18 protein-coding genes are annotated in these 20240 nt (G+C 72.7%); 13 read left to right on the top strand and 5 right to left on the bottom strand.

The annotated features are described in order from the left end of the window. Positions 1–97: 97 nt before the first annotated feature. Positions 98–1138 carry a cupin domain-containing protein gene (locus ACSBPG_RS04495; protein ID WP_435535917.1) on the top strand — a complete coding sequence of 347 codons (1041 nt, stop codon included), beginning with the start codon at positions 98–100 and terminating at the stop codon, positions 1136–1138. An 84-nt stretch (positions 1139–1222) separates the two neighbouring features. Beyond that, positions 1223–2428, top strand: a complete 1206-nt coding sequence (locus tag ACSBPG_RS04490) for a 3-hydroxybenzoate 6-monooxygenase (RefSeq protein WP_435535916.1) — start codon at positions 1223–1225, stop codon at positions 2426–2428. Positions 2429–2509: 81 nt separating this feature from the next. Here the strand turns inward: ACSBPG_RS04490 and ACSBPG_RS04485 are convergent, their stop codons facing one another. Beyond that, a complete protein-coding gene (locus ACSBPG_RS04485) occupies positions 2510–2851 on the bottom strand; it encodes a putative toxin-antitoxin system toxin component, PIN family (RefSeq protein ID WP_435535915.1) in 342 nt (113 codons plus the stop codon). Positions 2852–2929: 78 nt separating this feature from the next. Beyond that, positions 2930–3106 (bottom strand): hypothetical protein, encoded by a 177-nt coding sequence (locus tag ACSBPG_RS04480; RefSeq protein ID WP_435535914.1) that lies wholly within the window; start codon positions 3104–3106, stop codon positions 2930–2932. Between the two features lie 242 nt (positions 3107–3348). Between ACSBPG_RS04480 and ACSBPG_RS04475 the strand changes: the two genes are divergently transcribed. From ACSBPG_RS04475 to ACSBPG_RS04440, 8 genes are all read left to right on the top strand, one after another. Beyond that, positions 3349–4512: an ABC transporter substrate-binding protein gene (locus ACSBPG_RS04475; RefSeq protein ID WP_435535913.1), complete on the top strand. Its 1164-nt coding sequence runs from the start codon at positions 3349–3351 to the stop codon at positions 4510–4512. A gap of 66 nt (positions 4513–4578) precedes the next feature. Beyond that, positions 4579–5616, top strand: coding sequence for a branched-chain amino acid ABC transporter permease (locus ACSBPG_RS04470; protein WP_435535912.1), 1038 nt, complete (start codon positions 4579–4581; stop codon positions 5614–5616). Beyond that, on the top strand, positions 5613–7400 hold the full coding sequence (locus tag ACSBPG_RS04465) for a branched-chain amino acid ABC transporter ATP-binding protein/permease (protein ID WP_435535911.1): 1788 nt from the start codon (positions 5613–5615) through the stop codon (positions 7398–7400). The genes ACSBPG_RS04470 and ACSBPG_RS04465 overlap by 4 nt, the downstream gene beginning before the upstream one ends. After that, entirely contained in the window at positions 7397–8125 is a 729-nt protein-coding gene (locus ACSBPG_RS04460; protein ID WP_435535910.1) for an ABC transporter ATP-binding protein, read from the top strand. The genes ACSBPG_RS04465 and ACSBPG_RS04460 overlap by 4 nt, the downstream gene beginning before the upstream one ends. 154 nt (positions 8126–8279) lie before the next feature. Beyond that, complete coding sequence (locus ACSBPG_RS04455; protein ID WP_435535909.1) at positions 8280–9092, top strand: universal stress protein; 813 nt, start codon at positions 8280–8282, stop codon at positions 9090–9092. 110 nt (positions 9093–9202) lie between these two features. Next, positions 9203–9973 (top strand): crotonase/enoyl-CoA hydratase family protein, encoded by a 771-nt coding sequence (locus tag ACSBPG_RS04450; protein WP_435535908.1) that lies wholly within the window; start codon positions 9203–9205, stop codon positions 9971–9973. Positions 9974–10069: 96 nt separating this feature from the next. Continuing rightward, on the top strand, positions 10070–11947 hold the full coding sequence (locus ACSBPG_RS04445) for a feruloyl-CoA synthase (RefSeq protein WP_435535907.1): 1878 nt from the start codon (positions 10070–10072) through the stop codon (positions 11945–11947). Between the two features lie 68 nt (positions 11948–12015). Continuing rightward, on the top strand, positions 12016–12777 hold the full coding sequence (locus tag ACSBPG_RS04440) for an SDR family NAD(P)-dependent oxidoreductase (RefSeq protein WP_435535906.1): 762 nt from the start codon (positions 12016–12018) through the stop codon (positions 12775–12777). Here the strand turns inward: ACSBPG_RS04440 and ACSBPG_RS04435 are convergent. Next, on the bottom strand, positions 12724–13317 hold the full coding sequence (locus ACSBPG_RS04435; protein WP_435535905.1) for a MarR family winged helix-turn-helix transcriptional regulator: 594 nt from the start codon (positions 13315–13317) through the stop codon (positions 12724–12726). The two genes, ACSBPG_RS04440 and ACSBPG_RS04435, sit on opposite strands and share 54 nt — an antisense overlap. Before the next feature lie 147 nt (positions 13318–13464). On the opposite strand from ACSBPG_RS04435, the gene ACSBPG_RS04430 reads away from it, so the two are divergent. After that, the gene (locus tag ACSBPG_RS04430) at positions 13465–15249 is read left to right on the top strand and encodes an acyl-CoA dehydrogenase (RefSeq protein ID WP_435535904.1); all 1785 of its coding nucleotides are present in this window, start codon (positions 13465–13467) and stop codon (positions 15247–15249) included. A gap of 5 nt (positions 15250–15254) precedes the next feature. Then, entirely contained in the window at positions 15255–16124 is an 870-nt protein-coding gene (locus ACSBPG_RS04425) for an amidohydrolase family protein (protein WP_435535903.1), read from the top strand. Positions 16125–16418: 294 nt separating this feature from the next. On the opposite strand, the gene ACSBPG_RS04420 is transcribed toward ACSBPG_RS04425, so the two are convergent. Both ACSBPG_RS04420 and ACSBPG_RS04415 read right to left on the bottom strand, forming a co-directional pair. Further along, the gene (locus tag ACSBPG_RS04420) at positions 16419–17417 is read right to left on the bottom strand and encodes a GntR family transcriptional regulator (protein ID WP_435535902.1); all 999 of its coding nucleotides are present in this window, start codon (positions 17415–17417) and stop codon (positions 16419–16421) included. Positions 17418–17497: 80 nt separating this feature from the next. Beyond that, the gene (locus tag ACSBPG_RS04415) at positions 17498–18199 is read right to left on the bottom strand and encodes an outer membrane protein (RefSeq protein ID WP_435535901.1); all 702 of its coding nucleotides are present in this window, start codon (positions 18197–18199) and stop codon (positions 17498–17500) included. Positions 18200–18495: 296 nt separating this feature from the next. Here ACSBPG_RS04415 and ACSBPG_RS04410 point away from each other — a divergent pair, with 296 nt between their 5' ends. Then, positions 18496–20220 carry an alkaline phosphatase D family protein gene (locus ACSBPG_RS04410; RefSeq protein WP_435535900.1) on the top strand — a complete coding sequence of 575 codons (1725 nt, stop codon included), beginning with the start codon at positions 18496–18498 and terminating at the stop codon, positions 20218–20220. Positions 20221–20240 lie beyond the last annotated feature (20 nt).

Genomic DNA, 20240 nt, shown 5'->3' with positions numbered 1-20240 from the left:
CTGTTGATCAGTATTGTGATCGTCGCTAGGATGCGCGACGAACGGAGGCCGGGGCTGCCCGAACCTCCGCCACACGCCGCCATCCTGGAGGAACCCCATGGCCGCCCAACTGGGAACCCTGGCCGAGCTGCCCGCGGACTACGTGAACGAACTCGCGGCGATGAGCGTCACCCCGCTCTGGCCGTCGCTCCGCGCCGTGCTGCCCTACGGCATCCCGAGCCGCGCCACCCGCCCCTTCGCCTGGCGCTACGCCGACCTGCGCTCCCACCTGCTGCGGGCGGGCGAGCTGACGCCCATCGAGAAGGCGGAGCGGCGCGTGCTGGTGCTCGCCAACCCCGGTCTCGGGCTGGAGCGGATGATGGCGACGCCGACCATCTATCTCGGCCTGCAGCTCATCCTGCCCGGCGAGACCGCGCCCAACCACCGCCACTCGCCGAGCGCCGTGCGCTTCGTCGTCGAGGGGCAGGGCGGCTTCACCGCCGTCGACGGCGAGAAGTGCCCGATGGAGAAGGGCGACCTGATCCTGACGCCGTCGGGCCTGTGGCACGAGCACGGCCACGAGGGCAGCGGCCCGGTGGTGTGGCTCGACGCGCTCGACCTGCCGCTGGTCTACGCCATCGAGGCGTCCTACTGCATCGACGGCGAGAAGCAGACCATCCGCAACCAGGCCGACCGCTCCCAGACCACCTACCGCCGCGCCGGCCTGGTGCCGTACCCGGCGCTGAACCGGCCGCGCGCCAAGTATCCGCTGATCCGCTTTCCCTGGAGCGAGGTGCGGCAGAACCTGCGCGACCTCGCCACCGCGGTCGGTCCGGGCGAGCCGGTCCACCTCGCCTACGTCAACCCGGAAACCGGCGAGGAGTGCCTGCCCATCCTGGGGTTCTCGGCGCAGATGATCCGTGCCGGCGAGGAGGTGGCGCCGCGCCGCCGGTCCGCCAGCAGCGTGCTGCACGTCATCGAGGGACGCGGCGAGTCCGAGGTGGACGGCGTCACCCTGCGCTGGGAGGAGGGCGACACCATCGCCGTCCCGACCCACGCCGCCGTGCGCCACCGCGCCGACGGCGGCGGCCCGGCCTTCGTCTTCCACGTCGACGACGCGCCGCTGCACCGCAAGCTGGGATTCTACGAGGAATTCTGAGGCGGCACCCGGCTCCGCAGGGCGCCGGACCGGCCGTCCGGCGCAGCAATAAGCAGTATACTGATTAATTCTGGGGAGAGAAGCATGGCCAGCAAGGCACAATTGACCATGGTCGTCGCCGGCGGCGGCATCGGCGGGCTGGCGGCGGCCCTCGGCCTCGCCGGGAAGGGCTGCCGGGTGACGGTGCTCGAACAGGCGCCGCAGTTCGGCGAGATCGGCGCCGGCATCCAGATCGGCCCCAACGCGTTCCACGCCATGGACTATCTCGGCGTCGGCCCGGCCGGCCGGGAGAAGGCGGTCTACATCGACAAGCTGGTGATGATGGACGGCCTGTCCGGCGACCTCGTCGCCGAGATGCCGGTGGACGAGCCGTTCCGGCGGCGCTTCGGCAACCCCTACGCGGTGATCCACCGCGCCGACCTGCACGGGGTGCTGCTCGACGCCTGCCGGGCCCATGAGAACGTCACGCTGGTCAACGACCAGCGCGTGGTCGGCTACGCGACCGCCGGCGGCGGTGCGTCGGTGCGCACCGAGACCGGCGACGTTTTCGCCGGCGACGGCGTCGTCGGCGCCGACGGCGTGCGCTCGATGATCCGCCGGCAGCTCACCGGCGGCGACGAGCTGCGCCTGTCGGGCCATGTCGCCTACCGCGCCGTCCTGCCCATCGAGCTGATGCCCGAGGATCTGCGCTGGAACGCCGCCACCCTGTGGGCCGGGCCGAAGTGCCACATGGTGCATTACCCGCTCCAGGGCTGGAAGACCTTCAACCTGGTGGCAACGTTCCAGACCGACGTCTCCAACGTCGGCAGCAACGAGCCGGGCACGCGCGAGGAGATCCTCGGCCGCTTCGGCGCCATCGTGCCGAAGGCGCGCAAGCTCCTGGAGAAGCCGACGGAGTGGCGGCGCTGGGTGCTGGGCGACCGCGAGCCCATCGAGACCTGGACCGACGGCCGCGTCACCCTGCTGGGCGACGCCGCCCACCCGACCCACCAGTACTTCGCGCAAGGTGCGTGCATGGCGCTGGAGGACGCGGTGTGCCTGGCCGACATGGTGGAGCGGCACGACGGCGACCTCGCCGCCGCCTTCCTCGCCTACCAGGAGGAGCGCATCGTCCGCGCCTACCGGGTCGTGCTGTCGTCGCGCATGCTGGGCAAGCTCTACCACGCCGAGGGCGTCGAGCGGAAAATCCGCAACGCGGTGATGGGCGCCAAGACGCCGGAGGACTTCTACAACGGCCTGCAGTGGCTCTACGGCGGCACCGGGCTGTCGGCCTACGCGGCGGCGGCGTAGGGAAGCCGCCTCCCGGCGGGCGCCAGGCCGGCCCGCCGGGAGGCTAGGCCGCCACGTCGCGCCGCGACGGCGCCGGGCGGATCACCGCATCACGCTCTGCAGGAACTGCGCCGGGGTGTGGATCGGGATACCGCGGAACACCCCCATGTCCGTGAGATCGGCGTCTCCGGCAACGATGCAGTCCGCGTTGCCGGAGACGGCCAGGGACAGGAACACGTCGTCCCTCGGGTCGCGGCAGGCGACCACCCGCTCCGTCAATTGGACGCGCTCGCTCATCGCCTCGTATTGATCGAGGTACTCCAGAACCTCGTCCTCATGCGGGAAATATCCGCGGAATTTTTCGCGCACCAGAACGTCGGCACGTTCGGCCAGCGTTTCCTCGCAAACGAGGAAGTCGCCGCTCTCTGCACTGTATTCGAACATCCGCCGCAACGGCGGATTGGGGCGGATTGGGGCGGATGGCGAAGCTGACGAGCACGTTCGTGTCGACGACGACGCGCATCAGCGGTCGGTCTTGAGCGAACGGAGCAACACATCGTGCTCCGCCGGCGTCATGCCGGCTTGTTCGGCCGACCGCTTGGAGCCGACGACGATGGGGATCGGCTCGTCTTTCGGCAGCCCGAGCCGCCGGATCGCTTCGGCGGCATCCCCGGCAGTGGTTTCGATTACGGATTTCATCGGGTGTTCCTGTCGCTGGACGTGCAGGACATCACCTGAGGGTAGGCGTTTCCCGGGCGAAGTCAAAACAGCAGCGCTGCGTTCCCCGGATGGGGCCGGCACGGTCGGCTCGGCGACGGGTTTCCGTCCCGATCGGCCCTTTACCGCCCCCAACAGAACTGTTATAGAAAATAATAGTTGCCGCACTGAACGATGCGCCGCGGCCGCGTTCAACGAACCATACGAGCATCCTCGGAGGAACCATGCCCCACACCCGCTCCGCCGTGCGCCGTGGCCTGCGCCGGGCGCTGTTCGCCGCGACGGCGGCACTGCTGCTGCCGTGCGCGGCACTGGCCGACGTCACCATCGGGCTGATCGTGCCGGCCACCGGCTCGACGGCGGCGCTGGGCATCCCGGCCAAGAACGCCGCCGCCCTGTTCCCGCAGACGATCGGCGGGGAGGCGGTCAGGCTGATCGTGGTGGACGACACCTCCGACCCCACCATGGCGACCACCCAGGCGCGCCGCCTCGTCACCGAGGACAAGGTGGACGTGCTGATGGGCTCGGTGATGACCGGGGCGGCGATCGCGGTGGCCGGCGTCGCGCGCGAGGCGGAGGTGCCGCACCTCGCCCTGTCGCCCATCGACCTGCCGGCCGGCCAGGACAAGTGGACCTTCCGCCTGCCGCAGAACGTCACGCTGATGGCCAAGGCGGTGGTCGACCACATGAAGGCCAACGGTGTGAAGAGCGTCGGCTACATCGGCTTCTCCGACGCCTGGGGCGACTTCTGGGCGCGCGACCTCAAGACGCTGGCCGAGCCGGGCGGCTACAAGCTGGTGGCCGAGGAGCGCTACGCCCGCGCCGACACCTCGGTGACCGGCCAGGTGCTCAAGCTGGTGGCCGCCCGCCCCGACGCCGTCGTCGTCGGCGCGTCGGGCACCGCCGCCGCGCTGCCGCAGATCGCGCTGCGCCAGCGCGGCTACAAGGGGCCGATCTACCAGACCCACGGCGCCGTCACCCACGACTTCATCCGCATCGGCGGCGAGTCCGTGGAAGGGGCGATCCTGGCCTCGGGGCCGGTCATCGTCGCCGAGCAGCTCCCCGACGGCAGCCCGGTGCGCGCCAAGGCCCTGGAGTTCGTCACGGCCTACGAGGCGAAGTACGGCGCCAACACCCGCAACCAGTTCGCCGCCCACGCCGTCGACGCCATGACCGTGCTGGAGCGGGTCGTCCCCGTCGCCCTGAAGACGGCGAAGCCCGGCACGCCGGAGTTCCGGGCGGCGGTGCGCGACGCGCTGGAGAGCGAGAAGGAGATCGCCGCCTCGCAGGGTGTCTACAACTTCACCAAGGACGACCATTTCGGCCTCGACGACCGCGGCCACGTGCTGCTGACGGTCGAGAAGGGCGCCTGGAAGCTGGTGAAGTAGGCACGCGCCGGCGTCGCCCCTCTCCCGTCGCGGGAGAGGGGCGTGCCGACGCCTCGGGAGGCACCCTTGGATCCGACCATCGCCCTGTTCCTGGCGCAGGACGGCGTGACGAACGGCGCCATCTACGCGCTGCTCGCCCTGTCGCTGGTGCTGGTGTTCACCGTCACCCGCGTCATCTTCATCCCGCAAGGCGAGTTCGTCGCCTATGGCGCGCTCACCTTGGCGGCGTTCGAGCGCGGCGTCTTCCCGCAGACCGCCCTGCTGGCGCTGCTGCTGGGAGCGGCCGCCTTCGCCGCCGACCTGGCGCGCGACCGCGCCGCCCGCACGCGGCACCGCCTCGTCCGCGGCGCCGTCCTCGACCTCGGGGTTCCCGGCCTGCTGCTGCTGGCGGCGTGGCGCGTGGCGCCGCTGCAGCCGGGGCCGCTGGTGGCGGTGCCGCTGACCCTGGCGATCGTCGCCTCGCTCGGCCCCTCCGTCTACCGGCTGGTGTTCCGGCCGCTCGCCGAATCCTCGGTGCTGGTGCTGCTGATCGCCGCGGTCGGCGTGCATCTCGCCCTGGTCGGCCTCGGCCTCGTCTTCTTCGGCGCCGAGGGCTACCGCACGGCGCCGCTGGTCGACGCCATGTGGACGGTGGGCCCGACCATGGTGACCGGCCAGAGCCTCGTCGTGCTGGGGGTGACCGGCAGCCTGATCCTGGGGCTGTGGGCCTTCTTCGAGCACACCCTGACCGGCAAGGCGCTGCGCGCCACCGCGGTCAACCGCCTGGGCGCGCGGCTGGTCGGCATCCCCACGGCCACGGCCGGGGCGCTGGCGCTCGGGCTGGCGGCGCTGATCGGCGCGCTGTCGGGGGTGCTGATCGCGCCGGTCACCACCGTCTTCTACGACACCGGCTTCCTGACCGGGCTGAAGGGCTTCGTCGCCGCCATCATCGGCGGCCTGGTGTCCTACCCGCTGGGCGCCGCGGCGGCCATCCTGGTCGGCCTGGTGGAGGCCTTCGCCTCCTTCTTCGCCAGCACCTTCAAGGAGGTCATCGTCTTCACCATCATCATCCCGATGCTGCTGTGGCGCTCGCTGCGCTCCGGCCACGCGGAGGACGAGGAATGACCCGTTCCTCCCGCCTCCTCGCCCCGGCGCTGCTCGCCGCGGCGGCCGTGCTGCCGCTGGTGCCGGCGACGCCGGAGATCTGGATCACGCTCCTCAACTACATCGGCCTGGCGTCGCTGGTGGTGATGGGGCTGGTGGTGCTGACCGGCGTCGGCGGCATGACCTCCTTCGGCCAGGCGGCGTTCTGCGGCTTCGGCGCCTACACCACGGCGGTGCTGACCACCGCCTACGGCGTCTCGCCCTGGCTCAGCCTGCCCGCCGCCCTGGCGCTGACCGGCCTGGCGGCGCTGCTGCTGGGGCTGCTGACGGTGCGCCTGTCCGGCCACTACCTGCCGCTCGGCACGCTCGCCTGGGGCATCAGCCTGTTCTACCTCTTCGGCAACCTCGACACCCTGGGGCGCCACGACGGCATCTCCGGCATCCCGCCCCTCTCCGTCGCCGGCTGGGACCTCTACGACGGGCGCGCCGTCTACTACGTGATCTGGGCCTTCGTCCTCCTCGCCGCACTCGCCACCACCCGGCTGCTCGACAGCCGGACGGGCCGTGCCATCCGCGCCCTGCGCGGCGGCGTCACCGCGGCCGAGGCGTTCGGCGTCGACACCGGCCGGGCCAAGCTGACCGCCTTCGTCTACGCCGCCCTGCTGGCGGCGGTGTCGGGCTGGCTGTTCGCCCACGTGCAGCGCGCCGTCAACCCCACCCCCTTCGGCCTCAACGCCAGCATCGAGTACCTGTTCATGGCCGTCGTCGGCGGCGCCGGCCACGTCTGGGGGGCGGTGCTGGGGGCCGGGCTGGTGACGGTGCTGAAGGACCAGCTCCAGGCTGTGCTGCCCTGGCTGTTCGGCGGCTCCGGCAACTACGAGGCGATCGTCTTCGGGGCGGTGCTGGTGCTGCTGCTGCAATACGCCCGCGACGGTCTGTGGCCGCTGGCCGCCCGCCTGCTGCCGCAGCGGCCGCCGGCGCCGGCCGAGCGCGCCGCCCGCGCGCGCGCCGTCCCGGCGCTGCCGCGCCGGCCGTTCCCGCCGCGCGGCACGCCGCTGCTCGACGTCGCCGGGCTGCAGAAGAACTTCGGCGGCCTGGTCGCGGTCAAGGACGTGAGCTTCGCCGTGCGCGCCGGCGAGATCGTCGGCCTGATCGGCCCCAACGGTGCGGGCAAGAGCACGACCTTCAACCTGGTGACCGGCGTGCTGCGCCCGTCGTCCGGCGAGGTCCGGCTGCTCGGCGAGCGGATCGGCGGCTTGCCGTCGCGCGCCGTGGCGCGGCGCGGCGTCGCCCGCACCTTCCAGCACGTCAAGCTGCTGCCGGGGATGAGCGTGCTCGACAACGTCATGCTGGGCGCCCACCTGCGCGGCCGCGCCGGGGTGGTGGGCGCGGTGCTGCGCCTCGACCGCGCCGAGGAGGCGCGGCTGCGCGCCGAGGCGGTGCGCCAGCTCGAACGCTGCGGCCTCGGCGAGGCCCTGCACCGCCCGGCCGGCGCCCTGGCGCTCGGCCAGAGCCGCATCGTCGAGATTGCCCGGGCGCTCTGCCTCGATCCCATGCTGCTGCTGCTCGACGAGCCGGCCGCCGGCCTGCGCCACGCCGAGAAGCGGGAGCTCGCCGGCCTGCTCGACCGGCTGCGCGACGAGGGCACCACCGTCCTGCTGGTGGAGCACGACATGGACTTCGTGATGGGGCTGGTCGACCGCCTGGTGGTCATGGAGTTCGGCGTGAAGATCGCCGACGGGCTGCCGGCCGGGGTGCGCAACGACCCGGCGGTCCTGGAAGCCTATCTCGGGGGAATCGAATGAGCGGGCCGGTCTTCGAGCTGCGCGACGTCTCGGTCGCCTACGGCAAGATCGAGGCGGTGCGCGGCGTCTCCCTGGCGATCGAGGCAGGGCGCATCGTCACCGTGGTCGGCGCCAACGGCGCCGGCAAGACGACCCTGCTGAACGCCGCCATGGGCATCCTGCCGGCCGCCGGGCGCATCCTCTTCGAGGGCCGCGACGTCGGCGCCGACGGCATCGAGGCGCGGGTCGCCGCCGGCCTGTCCCTGGTCGCCGAAAAGCGCGAGCTGTTCGCCACCATGAGCGTCGAGGACAACCTGCGCCTGGGCGCCTACACCCGGCCGCGCGGCGAGCGCGCCGGCGACGCCCTGGAGCAGGTCTACACCCTCTTCCCGCGCCTGAAGGAGCGCCGCCGCCAGGCCGCCGGCACCCTGTCGGGCGGTGAGCGGCAGATGCTGGCGATGGGCCGGGCGCTGATGGCGAAGCCCAGGGTGCTGATGCTGGACGAGCCGAGCCTCGGCCTGGCGCCGCGCATCGTCAAGGAGATCCTGGAGCTGGTCTCCGAGCTGCGGGCGACCGGCGTGGCGATCCTGCTGGTCGAGCAGAACGCCCGCGCGGCGCTGCGCATCGCCGACCACGGCTACGTCATGGAGACCGGCGCGGTGACCCTGCAGGGCCCGGCGGCGGCCCTGGCGAGCGACCCCCGGGTGATCGAGAGCTACCTCGGCGCCCGGGAGAGCGCGGCGTAAACGACGGGTGCGGCGACGAGGGTGGCCGCGTCGGCCCCCCACCCAACCCTCCCCCACTGGCGCGGGGGGGCTCATCACCTCCCCCCGCGCAGTGGGGGGAGGCCGGGAGGGGGGACCGCGCGGCCACATTCCAACGGCGGATGGAGGCACTCCCATGTCCTTGAGGAACATTCTGGTCCATCTCGACGGCGGCGGGCGGGCGGCGGTGCGGCTGGCGCTGGCCGTCGACCTGGCGCGCCGCCACGACGGCCGGGTCACCGGCCTGTTCGGCCGGTGCGCCGCGCCGCAGAGCGTCGGCGTCGTCGCCCACTGGCCGAGCGATGCCTACAAGGAGGCGGCCGAAGCCAGCCGCGCCGCCTTCGCCGCGGCGACGCGCGGCGTGGCCGAGGCGGAGTGGCGCGACGCCAACCGCGGCAGCCCCCAGGAGGTCACCCACGCGCTGATCGAGGCGGCCCACCATTTCGACCTGGTGCTGATGGGCCAGGACGGCGGCGAGGACGGCGGCGCCGCCCCGCCGGGTCTGGCCGAGCAGGTGCTGCTGCACGCCGGCCGGCCCGGTCTGATCCTGCCCTACGCCGGGCCGGTGGAGAGCGTCGGCCGGCGGCCGCTGATCGCCTGGAACCACAGCCGGGAATCGGCGCGCGCCCTCAACGACGCCCTGCCGCTGATCGTCGGCTGCGGGCGCGCCACCGTCCTCAGCGTCGCCGCCCACCCCGACGAGGAGCGCGCCGCCGCCCGCGACTGCCGCCGCCATCTGGAGGCCCACGGCATCGCCGCCGACGTCGACGTCCTGGTCGCCGAGGGGATCGGGGTGATGGACATGATGCTGAACCGCGCCGCCGACATGGACGCCGACCTGCTGGTCATGGGCGCCCACGGCCACATCGGCTTCCCCTTCCTGCACCGCGGCGGCGGCACCCGGCACATCCTGGCGCACATGACGCTGCCCGTCCTGATGTCCCATTGACGGCGCCGCACAGAATGTTATAGTTCATAACAATCATGGGCGGGAACGGACGCGCCCAGCCACGGAAAGGTATGCCGATGCGTTCGGGCGAGAGAATCCTGGAACGGACGTTGCCCTCCTCCCTGCAGGCGGAACTGGCGGGCGAGATCGCGGTGCTGACGCTGAACCGGCCGGAGAAGCGCAACGCCCTCAACGACGAGACGGTGCTCGGCATCGAGGCGTTCTTCTCCGCCCTGCCGGCGGAGGCCAAGGCGGTGGTGCTGGCCTCGGCCGGCGAGAACTTCTCCGCCGGCCTCGACCTCTCCGAGATCACCGAGCGCAACACGGTGGAGGGGATCGCCCACTCCATGATGTGGCACCGCGCCTTCGAACGGATCGAGTTCGGCCGCGTGCCGGTGGTGGCGGTGCTCAAGGGCGCGGTGGTCGGCGGCGGGCTGGAGCTGGCGTGCGCCGCCCACGTCCGGGTCGCCGAGCGCGGCGCCTACTACGCCCTGCCGGAGGGCCAGCGCGGCATCTTCGTCGGCGGCGGCGCCTCGGTGCGGGTGCCGCGCCTGATCGGCACGGCGCGGATGGCCGACATGATGCTGACCGGCCGCGTCCACGACGCCGAGGCCGGCTACGCCATGGGGCTGTCGCAGTACCTGGTGGAGCCGGGCGAAGGGCTGGACAAGGCGATGGAGCTGGCCGGCCGCGTCGCCGCCAACGCCCCCATCACCAACTTCGCGGTCATCCACGCGCTGCCCCGCATCGCCGAGGCCGACCCGCGCCAGGGCTTCATGATGGAGGCGCTGATGGCCGCCGTCGCCCAGGGCAGCGACGAGGCCAAGGACCGCCTGCGCGCCTTCCTGGAGAAGCGGGCGAAGAAGGTGACCGAGTTCTGACCCGCCCGCCCGCCGGCGGGGCGGGCCAGGGCCTTCACGGATTGCACGAGCGGACCAGCCGGGGTCAACGCCGGCGCCGCCTGGGGAGGACGTCACATGACGAAGCCTATGCGCGAGGTGCGTCTGGGAGCGATCGGCGTGAGCGGCGGACGCCGCCCCGACGGCACATGGGTGCTGCGCGCCGACACGCCGCTGGAGGCGCACCCGGAGAAGCTGACCCTGTGCCTGGAGCGCTGGGCCGAGGCGGCGCCGGAACGGGTGTTCCTGGCCCAGCGCCATGCCGACGGCGGCTGGCGGGAGCTGACCTACGCCGAGACCCTGGACCGCGTGCGGCGCATCGCCGGCGCCCTGCTGGCGCGCGGCCTGTCGCGCGAGCGCGGCATCGCCATCCTGTCCGGCAACGACATCGAGCACGCGCTGCTCGGCCTGGCGGCGCAGTACGCCGGCATTCCCTACGCGCCGGTGTCGACCGCCTATTCCCTGGTCAGCACCGACTTCGGCAAGCTGCGCCACGTGCTCGGGCTGGTGACGCCGGGGCTGGTGTTCGCCGCCGACGGCCGCCGCTTCGAGCCCGCCCTCAAGGCCACCGTGCCGGAGGGGGTGGAGGTGGTGGTCACCCACGTGCCGCCCGACGGCATGGCGGCGACGGCCTTCGAGGCGCTGACGGCGGCCGCGCCGACGGCGGCGGTCGACGCCGCCCACGCCGCGGTCGGGCCCGACACGGTGGCCAAGCTGCTGTTCACCTCGGGCTCCACCGGCATGCCCAAGGGGGTGATCAACACCCAGCGCATGATGACCGCCAACCAGCAGATGCTGCGCCAGGTCTTCACCTTCCTGGCGGAGGAGCCGCCGGTGCTGGTGGACTGGCTGCCGTGGAACCACACCTTCGGCGGCAACCACAACTTCAACATGGCGCTCTACAACGGCGGCTCCTACTACATCGACGAGGGGCGGCCGGTGGCCGACGGGGTGCTGCCGACCATCGCCAACCTGCGCGAGGTGGCGCCCACCATGTACTTCAACGTGCCCAAGGGGTACGAGGCGCTGGTGCCGCACCTGCGCGCCGAGCCGGCGCTGCGCCAACGCTTCTACAGCCGCCTCAAGGCGCTGTTCTACGCCGGCGCCGGCCTGGCGCCGCACATCTGGGAGAGCCTGGAGGAGCTGGCGGTCGAGGCGTGCGGCGAGCGCGTCGTCTTCGTGACCTCGCTCGGCTCCACCGAGACGGCGCCGGCGGCGCTGATCTGCAACCGCCCGGTCGACCAGCCCGGCATCGTCGGCGTGCCGGCGCCGGGGGTGGAGATGAAGCTGGTGCCGGCGGCCGAGAAGCTGGAGCTGCGCCTGCGCGGTCCCAACATCACCCCCGGCTACTGGCGCCAGGAGGACATGAACGCCAAGGCCTTCGACGACGAGGGCTTCTACCGCATGGGCGACGCCCTGCGCTTCGTCGACGAGGCGCGCCCGGAGCTGGGCTTCGTCTTCGACGGCCGCATCTCCGAGGATTTCAAGCTGGCGACCGGCACCTGGGTCAGCGTCAGCCGCATGCGCGCCGCCGTGCTGAGCCACTTCGCGCCGCTGGTCAGCGACGTGGTGGTCGCCGGGCACGACCGCGACCACGTCGCCGTGCTGCTCGTCCCCGACGTGCCGTCGTGCCGCGACCATTGCCCCGACTTCGCCCGCTCCGCCGGCGACGTCGAGGTGCTGCGCCGGCCGGAGGTGCGGGCGCGCTTCCAGGCGATGCTGGACTCCCTGGCGCGCACCGCCACCGGCAGCTCCAACCGCATCGAGCGCGCCCTCGTCCTGGAGGAGCGCCCCTCCCTCGACGCCGGCGAGATCACCGACAAGGGCTCGCTCAACCAGCGCGCGGTCCTGGCCGTGCGGGCGGCGCTGGTGGAGGACCTCTACGCCGAGACGCCGGGGCCGCAGGTGCTGGTGGCGGCACCCATGGACCGTGGTCGCGCCGCTCCCCCCTCCTGACCTCCCCCGCGTCCGTGGGGGAGGGTCGGGTGGGGGGCGGCCGTGGCCGCGCAGAAGGAGACACGCACATGAACATCGACGGGATCGCCGCCATCGTCACCGGCGGCGGGTCGGGCTTGGGCGCGGCGACGGCGCGCCGTTTGGCGGCGGCCGGGGCACGGGTTGCCGTGGCCGACCTCGACGCCGATGCGGCGGCGGCGGTGGCGCGCGAGACCGGCGGCGTCGCCGTGCCGTGCGACGTCGCCGATGCCGCGGCGGCGGCGGCGGCGCTGGCGCGGGCCCGCGAGGCCCATGGCGCCGCGCGGATGCTGGTCAACTGCGCCGGCATCGGCACCGCCCGGCGCATCCTCGGCCGCGACGGGCCGCAGCCGCTGGAGGAGTTCGAGCGGGTGCTGCGGGTCAACTTGGTCGGCAGCTTCAACATGCTGCGCCTGGCGGCCGCCGACATGGCGGCCCTGGAGCCGCTGGAGGACGGCGAGCGCGGGGTGGTGGTGTCGACCGCCTCGGTCGCCGCCTACGAGGGCCAGGTGGGGCAGGCGGCCTACGCCGCCTCCAAGGGCGGCATCGTCGCGCTGACCCTGCCGGCGGCGCGCGAACTGGCCCAGTTCGGCATCCGCGTGCTCGCCATCGCGCCGGGGCTGTTCCTGACGCCGATGATGCGAACGCTGCCCGAAGAGGTGCAGGCGAGCCTCGGCCAATCCATTCCGTTCCCGAAACGGCTCGGCAATCCTGAAGAATTTTCCGATCTCGTAATGACCTGCGTGACCAACCGGGCCCTAAACGGGGAGGTCATCCGCCTTGACGGCGCGCTGCGGCTGCCGCCGCGCTGAGCGGGGCTTCGCCGGCGGCGGCGCCTCGGCGTCGGCCTCGTCCTCGCCGGGCGTGCCGAGATCGACGAGGCGGCCCAGCAGGTCGAACAGGCGGGCGCGGCCGTCCTCGCCGAGGCGCTCGCGCACCCGCGCCTCGTGCTGCTCCCACAGCGCCGTCAGGCGCGCCGTCAGGGCGCGCCCCTTGGGCGTCAGGTGCAGGGCGTAGGAGCGGCGGTCGCCGGCCGCCGGCTTGCGCTTGACGAGGCCGCGGGCCTCCAGGCTGTCCAGGAGCGGCACGAAGTTGGTGCGCTTGATCGACAGCACCTTCGACACCTGCGACTGCTTGAGGCCGGGGTTGCGCTCGATGACCACCAGCACGGAGAACTGGGCCGGCCTTATGTCCTCGGCGGCGAAGGCGCCGATGAAGTCGGCGAACACCGCCATCTGCGCCCGCTTCAGGAGGAAGCCCAGGGCGTTCCCGAGAAGGCCGATGTCGACGGCATCGTCGGTCGTCGGGGCGGCGGCGGTCCGCGGGGCGCCGGTCATCGGGGCATCGGTCATCGGGGCGGCTGCTCGTGCTGAAGGCGGCGGAAGGGTGTGCGAGCCTAGCAGAGGCGGGCTTTGCGTGGTACCCGGATTATTGTTATGGTGCATGACAGTGTTGGTGTGCGACAAAGAGCCGCCGACGGACGGGGAGGAGGAACGCCGATGAGTTACCGGGCACCGGTCGAGGACATCCTGTTCACCTTGGAGCACGTCGCCGGCCTGGGCGCGGTGCTGCGCGACGGGCTGTTTCCCGGCCTGGACGGGGAGCTGGTGCGCGCCCTGCTCGACCAGGCCGGGGCCTTCGGCGAGGGGGTGCTGGCGCCGCTGGACCGGCCGGGCGACCGCGAGGGGGTGCGCTTCGCCGACGGCGCGGTGATCAGCCCGGCCGGCTTCCGCGACGCCTACCGGCGGTGGGCCGAGGCCGGCTGGAACGGCGTCGCCGCCCCCGAGGCGTGGGGCGGCGCCGGGCTGCCGGTGATGCTGAACACCGCGGTGATGGAGATGCACACCAGCGCCTGCATGGCCTTCGGCCTGGGGCCGGTGCTGACGCAAGGGGCGGTCGACGCGCTGCTGGCCCACGCCGCGCCGGAGCTGCAGGAGCGCTACCTGCCGAAGCTGGTGTCGGGGGAGTGGACCGCCACCATGAACCTGACCGAGCCGCAGGCCGGCACCGACCTGGCGCTGCTGCGCACCCGCGCGGTGCCGGCCGGCGACGGCAGCTACCGGCTGTCCGGCCAGAAGATCTTCATCACCTGCGGCGAGCACGACTTGGCCGACAACATCGTCCACCTCGTGCTGGCGCGCCTGCCCGAGGCGCCGCCCGGCACCAAGGGGATCAGCCTGTTCCTGGTGCCCAAGCGGCTGGTCAACCCGGACGGCTCGCCGGGCGAGGCCAACGACGTGCGCTGCGCCGGGGTCGAGCACAAGCTGGGCCTGCACGCCAGCCCCACCTGCACCATGGTGTACGGCGAGCGGGGCGGCGCCATCGGCTGGCTGGTCGGCGAGGAGAACCGCGGCCTCGCCTGCATGTTCACGATGATGAACCGGGCGCGCCTGGCGACCGGCCTGCAGGGCGTGTCGATCGCCGAGCGCGCCACCCAGCAGGCGCTGGCCTACGCCCGCGAGCGCCGGCAGGGCCGGGCGCCGGGGGCCGCCGGCACCAGCGCCATCATCGAGCATCCCGACGTGCGGCGCATGCTGCTGACCATGCGGGCGCTGACGGCGGCCGGCCGCGCCATCGCCTACGTCACCGCCGAAGCCATCGACCGCGCCGAGCATGGCGGCGACGCCGCGGCGCAGGAGCGCGCCGACCTGCTGACGCCGGTGGCCAAGGCCTTCTGCACCGACGCCGGCATCGAGGCGGCGTCGCTCAACATCCAGGTGCACGGCGGCATGGGCTACGTCGAGGAGACCGGGGCGGCGCAGCTCTACCGCGACGTCCGCGTCACCGCCATCTACGAGGGCACCAACGGCGTCCAGGCCGTCGACCTCGCCACCCGCAAGCTGCCGCGCCGCGGCGGCGAGCCGGTGCGCGCCCTGATCGCCGAGTGGCGGGCCGTCGTCGCCGACCTGGTGCAGGCCGATCCGCCCGACGCCGGCGCCACGGCGCCGCGCCTGGCGGAGGCGTTCGACGCGCTGGCCGACACGACGGCGTGGCTGCTGGCCGAGGGGCGCGCCCAGGCGGACGTGCTGGCCGGGGCGACGCCCTACCTGCGCCTGTTCGCCCTGGCGGCCGGCGGCGCGCTGCTCGCCCGCGGCGCGCTGGCGGCGCACCGTCTGCGGGCCGGCGGCGACGGCGATCCGGCGCTCGGCGCCCGCATCGCCACGGCGCGCTTCTTCGCCGAAAACCTGGCGGTGGCCGCCCCCGGCCTCGCCCGCACCGTGACCGCGGGCGCCGGCACCCTGGGCGCCGGCGCCGACCCGTTTTCCCTTCAGGACCGAGGTTGACACCGATGAACGTCGACGAGCTGGTCGCCATCGACATCCACACCCACGCCGAGAAATCCTGCCGCGCCCCCCTCGTCGAGGAGGCGCTGGAATGGGAGAAGGCCAAGGCCCAGTACTTCAGGAACGACCTGGGCCAGCCGGGGATTCCCGAGATCGCCGAGTACTACCGCCAGCGCCGGATCGCCGCGGTGATCTTCCCGGTCGACGCCGAGTGCTGCACCGGCCTGCCGCGCGTGCCCAACGACGAGGTGGCGGAGCTGGTGGCGCAGAACCGCGACGTCATGATCCCCTTCGCCAGCATCGATCCCGCCCGCGGCAAGGTCGGCGTGCGCGAGGCGCGCCGCCTGATCGAGCAGCACGGGGTGCGCGGCTTCAAGTTCCACCCGACCATGCAGGGCTTCTTCCCCAACGACCGCATGGCCTACCCGCTCTACGAGGTGATCGCGGAACACAGGCTGCCGGCCCTCTTCCACACGGGCCAGACCGGCATCGGCGCGGGCATGCCGGGCGGCGCCGGGCTGCGGCTGAAATACTCCAACCCCATGCACCTGGACGACGTGGCGGCCGACTTCCCGGACATGCCGATCATCCTCGCCCACCCCTCCTTCCCCTGGCAGGAGGAGGCGCTGGCGGTGGCGACCCACAAGCCGAACGTCTACATCGACCTGTCCGGCTGGTCGCCCAAGTACTTCCCGGCGATCCTGGTGCAGTACGCCAACACCCTGCTGAAGCACAAGGTGCTGTTCGGCTCCGACTTCCCGCTGATCACGCCCGACCGCTGGCTCGCCGACTTCGCGAAGCTGCCCATCAAGGACGAAGTGCGGCCGCTGATCCTCAAGGAGAACGCGGCGCGGCTGCTGGGGCTGCGGGGGTAGGCACCGGTCAGCGCGTCCGGGCGGTGCCGGGATGGCGCGAGTCGAGGACGCCGAACGGACGGGCCGACACGCTCTGCCCCGACCTACCCCTCCCCTGGGGAGCGGGCGGCGGGCTGCACACTTCTTTCACCGCACGATGCCACGACCCCCGCCCCCGCTGGAGGCGAGGGAGGGGCGGTCTTGTCACCCGGCGGTGGATGCGCGCGCGCCGGAGGTGGAGCGAAGGAGGAGACCCGCGGCGAAGCCGTGGAGCGTGTGGGGCCCCCGGCGTTTCGGCTCATCCGTCGCTTGCCCTCAGTCGCCGGGCAGCCGGGTCAGGTAGGGCAGGGGTTCCAGCACCCCGCGTTCGACCATGCGGTCGAGGCGGCGCAGCGCGCGGCCGCCGGCGATGCGCAGATGCTCCTCCAGGTGTCCGGCGGCCTCGTCGGCGCGGCCGGCGTCGAGGGCGCGGACGATCGCCAGGTGCTCGGCGACGAAGGGGTCGGAGACGAAGGCGTTGCTGGTGGCCTCGTAGAGCACCGCGTTGGTGATCAGCAGCGCGTGGTAGTGCTGCAGGGTCTCCAGAAGCGTCGCGTTGTCGGCGAAGGACAGCAGCTCCACGTGCATCTGCTGCTCCAGCCGGTCCAGTTCCGCCGGCGGCACGCGCTCGGGGTGGTCGCTGGCGGCCTCCAGGTCGGCGCGCATGCGGGCCAGCAGGGTGCTGGGCGCGCGGGCCGCCGCCTGGCGCAGGGCGACCGGCTCGAGCAGCCGGCGCATCTCGTAGAGTTCGCCGACCCGCGCCGGCGTCAGCGCCGGCAGGTACCAGCGGGAGCGCTCGTCCTTGCGCAGGATGCCGACGTGCTCCAGGCGCGCCAGCACCTCGCGCGCCACGGTGCGGCTGACGCCGTGGTGGGCCGCCAGCTCGGTCTCGGTCAGGCGCCAGCGGCCGAAGGCGGCGCGCGCCGCCGCCTGGCGGGCCACCTCCTTGTAGATGCCCTCCCAGCTCGCCGCCGCCGTCAGCTTGCCCGGGCCCGCCGGGACCGGCGGGCGGGACGCCCGCGGGCGTCCCGCCGAGGGCGCCACCACATAGCTGCGCCGGTTCGCCGCCCGCGTCACCAGCCCGTCGCGTTCCAACCGCTGCAGCGCCGTGCGCACGGGCGCCCGGCTGACCCCGAACGTCGCCGCCAGCCCCACCTCGGAGAGGGGCGTCCCGGCCGCCAGCAGGCCGCCGGCGATCCGCCGCTCCAGCTCGGCGGCGACCTGTTCGGTGAGACGGGGCGCGCGTCCGGCGACGCCCGATCCGGTGCTGTCCATCGCTGTGCGCCCTGCGGCCCGTGGCGGAGCCGAACAGTAGCGCGTCCGGCACGCCGGCGCACCGGCTTTGCCGGCCCGCCTCAGAAGCGGTAGCGCAGGGTCGCCATCGCCTCGTGCAGGTGCAGGTCGCTCGACAGCGCCGCGGCGGTGGCGCCGTTCTCGAACCGGCCTGAGCTTTCCAGCTCGCCGGCGTCGAGGTAGCGGTAGCCGACGTCGAGGGTGACCGCCGTCGTCAGGTCGAACGAGGCGCCGGCCATCAGCGCCCAGGCGAAGGAGGTCTGGGTCTCGCCGGACTCGCGGGCGAGCGCCCCGCCGTTCAGGGAGTAGTCGACCGTGTCCAGCCGGTTGCGGGCGAAGCCGACGCCGACGCCGACGTAGGGCCGCACGGCGAACGCCACCGGCACCTCGTAGTAGAGGTTGACGAGCCCGGTCAGCACCGAGGCGTCCGCGCTCGCCGTCCCGCTGTTGCCGAAGGCGTCGGCGGCGTCGGCCTCGTAGTCGAGACCCGGACGGTAGTCCAGCGTGACGTCGGCGCGCAGGCCGTTGGCGAAGGCGTAGCCGACGCCGGCGCCGACGAGGAAGCCGTCGTCGAGGTCGCCGCCGAGGCGGCTGTCCGCTGGGTCCAGCCAGTTGCCGTCGTCGAGGCCGGCGGGAAACGCGCCGCCGACCTGGGCGCGCACGTAGACGCCGGAGTCGGCGGCCAGCGCCGGTTGGGCGGAGGCGATGGCGGCGACGACGGCGGCCGAAACGGCACCGGCGATGGCGATCCTGGCGAACGTCACGGCGGCGGGCTCCTGGAATGCTGGCCGGTGCGCCGACCGGCGATTGAAACGATACCGGACCCCGGCATAGGGCAAGTCCGTTACAGTTTTTTGATCGCGCCGTTGTGGTTTGTTGAAAACGACAGGGCCATCGCTTGGGGGTATAAGTAAACGAGTCGATCATTATTCAAGAAATCTTCATTTTCATTCCCCGACGGGTTGTGCTGTTCATGCCCCATCGGGAGACGGGGGTATGGAAGGGAATCATGGCGCACGATCCTGACAGCGTGACATCAGCCGCCGGACAGCCGGTCCGCATGGACCGTCGGTCCGTGATCCGCACGGCGCTCGCCACGGGCGCGGTCGGCATGGCCGGCGTCGTCGGCCCGCGCGACGCCGACGCGCGGGTCATCGGCACCGTCCGCTTCAGCCACGGCGTCGCCAGCGGCGATCCGACGGCGGACTCGGTGATCCTGTGGACGCGCGTCCTCAACGACTCCGGCGTCGATCTCGGCGTCGAGTGGAAGGTCTCCACGACGCCGGACATGGGCAGCGTCGTCCGTTCCGGCCTCGCCGAGGCGCGCGCCAGCCGCGACTTCACCGTCAAGGTCGACGCCACCGGGCTGGCCGCCGGGCAGACCTACTATTACCAGTTCGGCTTCCGCGACGCGCTGTCGCCGGTCGGCGTCACCCGCACCCTGCCGGTGGGCGCCACCGCCGAGGCCCGGTTCGCCGTGTTTTCCTGCGCCAACTACGAGCGCGGCTACTTCAACGTCTACACCGAGGTGGCCAAGCGCGACGACCTCACGGCGGTCATCCATCTCGGCGACTACATCTACGAGTACGGCCCCGGCGGCTACGGCCCGACGCCGGCGGAGATGCTGGGGCTGGTCCGGCCGGTGCGCGGTGCTGCGGTGCAGCCGCAGAAGGAGTGCACGACGCTGGCCGACTACCGCCAGCGCTACGCCACCTACCGCGGCGACCCGGCCCTGCAGGAGGTGCACCGCAAGAATCCGTGGATCGTCGTGTGGGACGACCACGAGGTGGCCAACGACGCCTGGCACAGCGGCGCCGAGAACCACGACCCCGAGGCCGGCGAAGGCGCCTGGGCCGACCGGGTGGCGGCGGCCGTGCAGGCCTACCACGAGTGGCTGCCGATCCGCGACCGGGCCGACGGCAACCTGCTGAAGATCTGGCGGTCCTTCGACTTCGGCGACCTCGCCCGCCTGGTGATGGTCGACACCCGCCTGATCGCCCGCGACCGGCAGCTCGCGGCGGAGCCCTACATCGGCAACTGGACGTCGGCCCTGCAGGGCGGCGGCTACCCCTACGACCGGCTCGCCGACGGCCAGACCCGCACCCTGCTGGGGGCGGAGCAGGAGGCCTACGTCGCCGAGCGGATGACCGGCGCGCCGCAGACCTGGCAGATCCTCGGCAACCAGGTGCTGGTGCACTACGAGGCCGCGGTCGACATCGCCGGCTCGCCCCGCCTCACCGACGCCCAGCGCGCCGAGTTGACCGGGCTGCTGGAGCAGCTCTTCCCCGGCCAGAGCCAGACCATCGTCCAGCTCGGCGCCGCCGGCCTGCCGCTGCCCGACACCTCCGACTGGTGGATCGGCTACCCGACGGCGCGCGACGCCCTCTACCGCATCCTCGCCGCCTCGAAGAACCCGGTGGTGCTGACCGGCGACACCCACAACGCCTGGGGCGTCAACCTGCGCGCGCCCACCGCCGCGGGGTTCGTCAACGTCGGCGTCGAACTGGCGACGCCGGCGGTGAGCTCGCCCGGCTACGAGGAGACGGTTCCGGTGGTGGCGCCGGCCACCGCGGCGGGGCTGATCGCCGACGCCAGCCAGATCCTGGACCAGATGGTCTACGCCAACACCCACCAGCGCGGCTGGATGGTGCTGGACGTCACCCACGAGCGGGTCCGCAACGAGTGGTACATGGTCAGCACCGTGTTCTCGGAGGCCTACACGGTGACGCTCGACCGCGTGGTCGAGGTGCCGCGCGGCGCCAAGGCGATCAGCACCATCGTCTGACCCGTCCGAACGGAAACGGC

Source organism: Azospirillum sp. ST 5-10, assembly GCF_051225715.1.
In the GTDB taxonomy this organism is placed as follows: domain Bacteria; phylum Pseudomonadota; class Alphaproteobacteria; order Azospirillales; family Azospirillaceae; genus Azospirillum.
This window is presented reverse-complemented; position numbering and strand designations above follow the sequence as displayed.

Bases quoted from the DNA above. Each gene is read 5' to 3' on its own strand.
- ACSBPG_RS04495 (WP_435535917.1), top strand. From the start codon at position 98: ATGGCCGCCCAACTGGGAACCCTGGCCGAGCTGCCCGCGGACTACGTG.
- ACSBPG_RS04490 (WP_435535916.1), top strand. From the start codon at position 1,223: ATGGCCAGCAAGGCACAATTGACCATGGTCGTCGCCGGCGGCGGCATC.
- ACSBPG_RS04485 (WP_435535915.1), bottom strand. From the start codon at position 2,851: ATGTTCGAATACAGTGCAGAGAGCGGCGACTTCCTCGTTTGCGAGGAA.
- ACSBPG_RS04480 (WP_435535914.1), bottom strand. From the start codon at position 3,106: ATGAAATCCGTAATCGAAACCACTGCCGGGGATGCCGCCGAAGCGATC.
- ACSBPG_RS04475 (WP_435535913.1), top strand. From the start codon at position 3,349: ATGCCCCACACCCGCTCCGCCGTGCGCCGTGGCCTGCGCCGGGCGCTG.
- ACSBPG_RS04465 (WP_435535911.1), top strand. From the start codon at position 5,613: ATGACCCGTTCCTCCCGCCTCCTCGCCCCGGCGCTGCTCGCCGCGGCG.
- ACSBPG_RS04460 (WP_435535910.1), top strand. From the start codon at position 7,397: ATGAGCGGGCCGGTCTTCGAGCTGCGCGACGTCTCGGTCGCCTACGGC.
- ACSBPG_RS04455 (WP_435535909.1), top strand. From the start codon at position 8,280: ATGTCCTTGAGGAACATTCTGGTCCATCTCGACGGCGGCGGGCGGGCG.
- ACSBPG_RS04445 (WP_435535907.1), top strand. From the start codon at position 10,070: ATGACGAAGCCTATGCGCGAGGTGCGTCTGGGAGCGATCGGCGTGAGC.
- ACSBPG_RS04440 (WP_435535906.1), top strand. From the start codon at position 12,016: ATGAACATCGACGGGATCGCCGCCATCGTCACCGGCGGCGGGTCGGGC.
- ACSBPG_RS04435 (WP_435535905.1), bottom strand. From the start codon at position 13,317: ATGACCGATGCCCCGATGACCGGCGCCCCGCGGACCGCCGCCGCCCCG.
- ACSBPG_RS04430 (WP_435535904.1), top strand. From the start codon at position 13,465: ATGAGTTACCGGGCACCGGTCGAGGACATCCTGTTCACCTTGGAGCAC.
- ACSBPG_RS04425 (WP_435535903.1), top strand. From the start codon at position 15,255: ATGAACGTCGACGAGCTGGTCGCCATCGACATCCACACCCACGCCGAG.
- ACSBPG_RS04420 (WP_435535902.1), bottom strand. From the start codon at position 17,417: ATGGACAGCACCGGATCGGGCGTCGCCGGACGCGCGCCCCGTCTCACC.
- ACSBPG_RS04410 (WP_435535900.1), top strand. From the start codon at position 18,496: ATGGACCGTCGGTCCGTGATCCGCACGGCGCTCGCCACGGGCGCGGTC.